Origin of the sequence: Micromonospora sp. NPDC049799, from assembly GCF_040656655.1 — a bacterium.
GTDB lineage: Bacteria > Actinomycetota > Actinomycetes > Mycobacteriales > Micromonosporaceae > Micromonospora.
Genome location: NZ_JBFAMU010000267.1, coordinates 1 through 6717, shown reverse-complemented (window position 1 = coordinate 6717; position 6717 = coordinate 1). Strand labels below are relative to the sequence as shown.

The 6717-nt window shown below is 73.4% G+C and carries 6 protein-coding genes; 2 read left to right on the top strand and 4 right to left on the bottom strand.

Features of this window, described 5'->3' with window-relative positions; all coding sequences use genetic code 11:
* Positions 1-78 precede the first annotated feature (78 nt).
* From dapF to AB0I76_RS19270, 4 genes are all read right to left on the bottom strand, one after another.
* A complete protein-coding gene (gene dapF, locus AB0I76_RS19285; protein ID WP_357037031.1) occupies positions 79-933 on the bottom strand; it encodes a diaminopimelate epimerase in 855 nt (284 codons plus the stop codon).
* Positions 934-940: 7 nt separating this feature from the next.
* Complete coding sequence (gene miaA / locus AB0I76_RS19280; RefSeq protein ID WP_357037028.1) at positions 941-1846, bottom strand: tRNA (adenosine(37)-N6)-dimethylallyltransferase MiaA; 906 nt, start codon at positions 1844-1846, stop codon at positions 941-943.
* On the bottom strand, positions 1843-2562 hold the full coding sequence (locus AB0I76_RS19275) for a class III extradiol dioxygenase subunit B-like domain-containing protein (RefSeq protein WP_357037025.1): 720 nt from the start codon (positions 2560-2562) through the stop codon (positions 1843-1845). The genes miaA and AB0I76_RS19275 overlap by 4 nt, the downstream gene beginning before the upstream one ends.
* A gap of 140 nt (positions 2563-2702) precedes the next feature.
* The gene (locus tag AB0I76_RS19270; protein WP_357037022.1) at positions 2703-3152 is read right to left on the bottom strand and encodes a hypothetical protein; all 450 of its coding nucleotides are present in this window, start codon (positions 3150-3152) and stop codon (positions 2703-2705) included.
* 248 nt (positions 3153-3400) lie between these two features.
* On the opposite strand from AB0I76_RS19270, the gene AB0I76_RS19265 reads away from it, so the two are divergent.
* On the top strand, positions 3401-4609 hold the full coding sequence (locus AB0I76_RS19265; RefSeq protein ID WP_357037019.1) for a DUF349 domain-containing protein: 1209 nt from the start codon (positions 3401-3403) through the stop codon (positions 4607-4609).
* A gap of 424 nt (positions 4610-5033) precedes the next feature.
* Complete coding sequence (locus tag AB0I76_RS19260) at positions 5034-6644, top strand: cellulase family glycosylhydrolase (RefSeq protein WP_357037016.1); 1611 nt, start codon at positions 5034-5036, stop codon at positions 6642-6644.
* Positions 6645-6717: the final 73 nt, after the last annotated feature.

Here is a 6717-nt window from a genome sequence, read left to right as displayed (position 1 = left end):
CCGCGCCGCTCGATCAGCTCCAGGAACAGCGCGGGGCGCGGGGCGCGGGGTAGCGCGTGGGGGTGTGGGGTGTGGGGGTTAGGCCGCTGTCGTGAGGGCTGTCGGGTCGATCTCGCCGGTGGCGACGAGGGCGGCGGGGCCGGCCAGCCAGCACGAGTCGTCGGCGATGGTGACCGATAGGCGTCCGCCGGGCACGTCGACCGCCATCACGCCGGTGTCCCGGCCGGCGTCGCGGAGGGCGACCGCCGCCACCGCGCACGCCCCAGTGCCGCAGGAGAGGGTCTCGGCGGAGCCGCGCTCGTACACCCGCATCAGCACGTGCCCGTCGGCGCCGTCGACCGGCTCGCCCGGGGCGGTGAACTCGACGTTCACCCCGGCGGAGAACACCGTCGCGTCGACGTCCGGCGCCCGGGTGAGGTCGAGTCCCGTCAGCTCCAGGCCGGCGGGCAGCGCGCACACCAGGTGCGGGTTGCCCACGTCGACCGCCGTGCCGGGCAGGGTCAGGCCGCCCAGGGTGGCGGTGGAGGTGTCGTACAGCCGGGGGCGGCGCATCTCGACGGCGACCGCGTCGGCCGTGACCACCGCGCGCACGACGCCGGCCCGGGTGGCCACCGGCAGCGGCGCCTCCCCGTCCGGGGTGGCCAGCCCGGTGGCGACCAGGTAGCGGACGAAGACGCGGGCGCCGTTGCCGCACATCTCGGCGAAGGAGCCGTCGGCGTTCCAGTAGTCCATGAACCACTCGGCCTCGCCGGCCATCGTCACGCCCTCGGGGTGCTTCGCCGCCCGGACCACCCGCAGCACGCCGTCACCGCCGAGCCCGCGCCGCCGGTCGCACAGCGCCGCCACCACCCCCGGTGTCAGATCGAGCTGGTTGTCCGGATCGGGGAGGATGACGAAGTCGTTGGCGGTGCCGTGGCCCTTGGTGAACTGCACGCCTCCATCATCGCGCAGCGGCGGGCACCACACGCAGGGCGGTCTCGACCAGGTCCGGTGCGGCCGAGTCCAGCCAGTGGATCCGCGGGTCACGGCGGAACCAGGAGCGCTGCCGGCGGACGAACCGGCGGGTGGCCCGCACCGTCTCGTCGTGCGCCTCGGCCTCGGTCAGCTCGCCGGCCAGGAACCGCAGCACCTGTTGGTAGCCGAGGGCGCGGCTGGCCGTACGCCCCTCGGGCAGGCCTCGCCCGACCAGCTCGCGCGTCTCGGCGACCAGGCCGTCGGCCCACATCCGGTCCACGCGCAGCGCGATCCGCTCGTCCAGCAGCGCGGTGTCCAGGTCGACGCCGAGCTGGACCGACGGGTAGTAGGGCGTGGGTTCCGGCAGTGACGCGGTGAACGGTCGCCCGGTCAGTTCGACGACCTCCAGGGCGCGGACGATCCGCCGGCCGTTGCCGGGCAGGATGCTCGCCGCCGCCTCCGGGTCGGCCTCGCGCAGGCGCGCGTACAGGGGGGCCGGCCCGGCGGCGGCCAGCTCCGCCTCCAGCCGCTCGCGGACCGCCGGGTCGGTGCCGGGGAACTCGAACCGCTCCAGCACCGCCCGCACGTACAGGCCGGAGCCGCCGACCAGCAGCGGCACCCTCCCCCGGGCCAGGATGTCGTCGACCGCCGCGCGGGCCAGCCGCTGGTACTCCGCGACGCTCGCCGGCTCGGTGACCTCCCAGATGTCCAGCAGGTGGTGCGGCACGCCCTCCCGCTCGGCCGGGGTGAGCTTGGCGGTGCCGATGTCCAGGCCCCGGTAAAGCTGCATCGAGTCGGCGTTGACCACCTCGCCGCCGAGGGCGTGGGCGAGGGCGATGCTCAGCGCCGACTTGCCGGCCGCGGTCGGCCCGACGACCGCCACGACGGTCATGCCCGCTCCCAGGACGCCACCAGGTAGGCGACCCCGTAGGGCGCCGAATGGTGTCGCAGCTCGCCGCGCCACTCGCCGCCCGCCGCGCGGACCGCGCCGGCCAGGACCTGCCACGGCGCCCGGCCGGCGACCTTCAGCTCCGCCGACAGCACCGGGTCCAGGTCGAGCAGGGCCTCGGTGTCCGCGTCGGCCAGGGCCCGGGCGACCCCCTCGTCGTACGCGGGCGCGCGCGGATCGTCGTAGCCGGGTGACTTCTCGCCCCGGCAGGCCGAGGAGTCCCCGAGCACCAGCAACGCGGTACGCCGCTCCGGCCGCTCGGCCAGCTCCGTCCCGAGCGCGACGCACTCGGCCCCCGCGGCGTCGATGGCGACCGCCTCGGCGAACCGGGGCAGGTCGGTGCCGGTCCGGTTCACCAGCCACGCGCCGATGGTCAGGCTCAACGGGAGCCGCTCGGACCCCGCGCAGCTGACCTTCCACAGCCGGACGGCCCGGTCCAGCCCGAACGGCCGCAGGGTGCCGGAGTCGGCGGGGTCGAACCGGGCGGTCTCCGGGCCGCCGCCGAGCAGGACGATCTCGTCCGGCCCGGCGGCCAGCAACCCGGCGACGGCCGCGTCGCAGGCGGCACGCAGGTCGTCCAGCTCTCCGGCGGCCGCACCGGCCAGCTCGGGGACGATCAGCGGCGGGTGGGGGCAGACGGCGGCGGCGACCAGTGACACGAGGCAACCGTATCGGTCGCGCCGCCCGCCACGCCCCGGACCTCGCTCCGCGCCGCCACCGTCCGCCTCCGCCACCGTCCGCCTCCGTCCGACTCGGGACCCTGGCCGGCTCAGCCGGCCTGGTCGGGGCGGTGGCCGGCTCAGCCGGCCTGGTCGCCCCAGCCGCCCTGGACCATGGTCTGGAAGCGCCACTGCCCGCCGGCGCGGACCAGCAGGTCGGCGTAGCGCACCCGCTGCCGCTCCCCGTCGACCGTGAACTCGGCGTCGGTGAAGACGACGACCAGGCTGCGGGTGAGGAAGTACGGCGTGCGGCGCGACTCCATCGTCAGGTCGCCGCCACCGCCGAGCACCCCGCCCATCATCTCCAGGTACGCCGCCCGGTCGAGCTGGCGGGCCGAGCCCTCCCCGGCGGCGTCGTCGGTGACCGTGTTGAGCGGGAACATCGCCAGGTCGGCGGTGCCCGCCACGTCGCCCGCCTCGGCCAGCGCGTCGTACCGGCGGAACCACTCGTCGAGCTCGGCCAGGTCGGCCGGATCGGGCACGAAGCCCGGGTCCACCGGGGGCGTGAGCTGCGTACGGGACTGGGTCATCTGCTCCTCCTCGCCGTGCCCTTCCGGGCATCTGCTGTCGTACGTCGTACGGTACACCGTACGGCGAATTCCGACACACCCGTCCGGACGACGGTGCGGAGGGAGTAGGACACCGTATGGTCACGGTCGGCGATAGGCGCTCGACGGCAACCGGGTCGGACCTGTGACAATGCCCGGAGAAACTTGGCTGCGCCGTGGCGGCGATCGAGGGGCTGCTCCTTCGACGCCGGGAGAACGAGGATGGGCACATGAGCGACTGGACTGCCTTCGGACGGGTGGACGCGGACGGCACCGTGTACGTGAAGACCGCCGAGGGCGAGCGGGTGGTCGGATCCTGGCAGGCAGGAGCACCGGAGGAGGGCCTGGCGCACTTCGCCCGGCGCTTCGCGGACCTGGTGACCGAGGTGGACCTGACCGAGGCCCGGCTCAACTCGGGTGCGGCGGACGCCGGCCACTCACTGAGCACGATCCGCCGGATCCGCGCCTCGCTCGCCGAGGCGCACGTGGTCGGCGACATCGACGCCCTGGCCACGCGCCTCGACAAGCTCGCCGTCGTCGCCGAGGAGAAGGCCGGCGAGGCCAAGGCCGCCAAGGAGGCCGCCCGCGGTGAGGCGCTGGCCCGCAAGACGGCCCTGGTCGAGGAGGCCGAGAAGCTGGCCGCCGAGTCGACCGGCTGGAAGACGGCCGGCGACCGGCTCAAGGAGATCCTCGACGAGTGGAAGACCATCCGCGGGGTCGACAAGAAGGCCGACGGTGAGCTGTGGAAGCGGTTCGCCGCCGCCCGGGACGGGTTCACCCGTCGCCGCGGCGCCCACTTCGCCTCGCTCGACTCCCAGCGCAAGCAGGCGCAGGGGGTCAAGGAGGAGTTGGTCGCCGAGGCCGAGAAGCTGAAGGACTCCACCGACTGGGCGGCCACCGCCAACCAGCTCAAGGACCTGATGAACCAGTGGAAGGCCGCGCCGCGCGCCTCCAAGGAGGCCGAGCAGAAGCTCTGGGAACGGTTCCGGGCGGCGCAGGACGAGTTCTTCACCCGGCGCAGCGAGGTCTTCTCCGCACGGGACAACGAGCAGCGGGCCAACCTGGAGCGCAAGCAGGCGCTGCTGGCCGAGGCCGAGGCCCTCGACATCGACGGCGACCCGAAGGGCGCGCAGGCGAAACTGCGGGACATCCAGGCCCAGTGGCACGAGGCCGGCCGGGTGCCCCGCGAGGCGGCGGCCGGGCTGGAGCGCCGGCTGCGCGCGATCGACGAGAAGGTCCGCGAGGTGATGGACTCCGCGTGGCGGCGTACCACCAAGGAGGACAACCCCCTCCTGGCCCAGATGCGGACCCAGGTCGCCGAGGCCGAGGAGCGGCTGGCCCGCGCCCAGGCCGCCGGTGACTCCCGCCGCATCAAGGAGGCCGAGCAGGCCCTCGCCTCCAAGCGGCAGTTCCTCCAGCTCGCCGAGCAGGCCGGCTGACCCGATCCACCCGGAGAACCCCCGGCCCCCTGCGGGGACCGGGGGTTCTCCGTTGACCCCACTCCCCCGGCGCCCGGCGGCGACAACTTCGGGGAAAATGCTGGCTGCGGCGCGGGGGAGACGACATCTTCCCCGACGTTGCCGGCTCCGCCGGAAGGCGCGAGGTGGGACGGAACGGTGGCGTGGTTGACGCATCGACCTGGGCTGATCAGAATGGGCGGCGGAGCCAGGTCAGGACCGGCGCGAGGGCATTGACGGTGGACGCCACCGTCGGGAGTCGCCGGTGTCCGTCCACGAGTGACCGCGTCCACGTGACGTCACCGGAGCACGCACTGTCCGCGTACTCCGGGAAGAGCGTGACCACCCACCTGGCCCTCCGCCCGCGCGGCCGTGAGCAGCGACGGGCGTCCGAACTGGAGCTTTCATGCCACGACCCACCGCCCTCGGCGGCGCGCTCACCGCGCTCGCCACCGCCGCGGCCGGCGTCCTCGTCGCCGCCGCCGTCAGCACCTCGCCCGCCGTCGCCGCCCCTGCCGGCACCGGCACCGGCTACCTGAAGACGAGCGGTAACAAGATCGTCGACAGCACCGGAGCGACCGTCCGGATCACCGGCATCAACTGGTTCGGGATGGAGACCGACAACAAGACCTTCCACGGGCTCTGGTCGAACAACCCGTGGCGGGGACAGATCGACAAGATGGCGAGCCTCGGCTACAACACGCTGCGGGTGCCGTACTCGAACGACGCGCTGAAGCCGGGCGCCACCGCCAGCGGGATCAACGACTTCGTCAACCCGGACCTGGTCGGGCTCTCGCCGTTGCAGATCCTCGACAAGGTCGTCGACTACGCGGGCAGCAAGGGGATGCGGATCATCCTCGACCGGCACCGGCCGACGGCCGCCGGGCAGTCACCGCTGTGGTACACCGGCACCGTCTCCGAGGCGACCTGGATCAACGACTGGAAGATGCTCGCCCAGCGGTACGCGGGCAACACCACGGTCATCGGCGCGGACCTGCACAACGAGCCGCACGCCGAGGGCACCAACCCGAACGCCACCGGCGCCTGCTGGGGCTGCGGTGACCCGGCCCGGGACTGGCGGCTCGCCGCCGAACGGGCCGGCAATGCCATCCTGTCCGTGCAGCCGAACTGGCTGATCTTCGTGGAGGGGGTGAGCTGCCCCAGCGGCGGCCTCTCCAACGTCTGGGACAACGACCCCAGCAACGACGAGGACTGCGGCTGGTGGGGCGGCAACCTGTCGAAGGCCGGCCAGTTCCCGGTACGGCTGAACGTGCCGAACCGGCTGGTCTACTCGCCGCACGAGTACGCCACCAGCGTCTACGAGCAGACCTGGTTCAAGGCCCCGGAGTTCCCGGACAACCTGCCGGCGATCTGGGACAAGTACTGGGGTTACCTGTACAAGCAGAACGTCGCCCCGATCATGATGGGCGAGTTCGGCAGCACCCTCGTCGACCCGCGGGACAAGGTGTGGCTGGAGAAGCTGATGGCGTACACCGGCACCGGCGTCAACGGGATGTCCTTCACCTACTGGTCGTGGAACCCGAACTCCGGTGACACCGGCGGCATCGCGCTCGACGACTGGACCAGCATCAACACCACCAAGCAGGCGATCCTCCAGCCGTACCTGATCCCGCCGGTCGGCGGCGGGGGCGGCGGGGTCACCCCCACGCCGACGACGCCGGGCCCGACGCCGACCACACCGGCACCCACCGGCGGCTGCACCGCGACCTACAAGCAGGTCAACGCGTGGCAGGGCGGATTCCAGGGCGAGCTGACCGTCAAGAACACCGGCACGGGTGCGCTCAACCCCTGGTCGGTGACGTGGACCTGGCCGGCCGGAGTGACCCTGGCCAGCGGCTGGAACGCCACGGTGACCCAGTCCGGCACCACGGTCACGGCCGCGGCGCCGACCTGGGCGTCGTCGCTCGCCGCGGGCGCGTCGGTGACCGTCGGCTTCACCGCCAACGGCGCGGCCTCCGCCCCCGGCTCGGTGAAGCTCAACGGCACCGCCTGCTGAAACGGCGACGGCCGGGACCTCCGCGTGGAGGTCCCGGCCGTCGGTCGCCAGGTCAGTGCGTGGCGCACCCGCC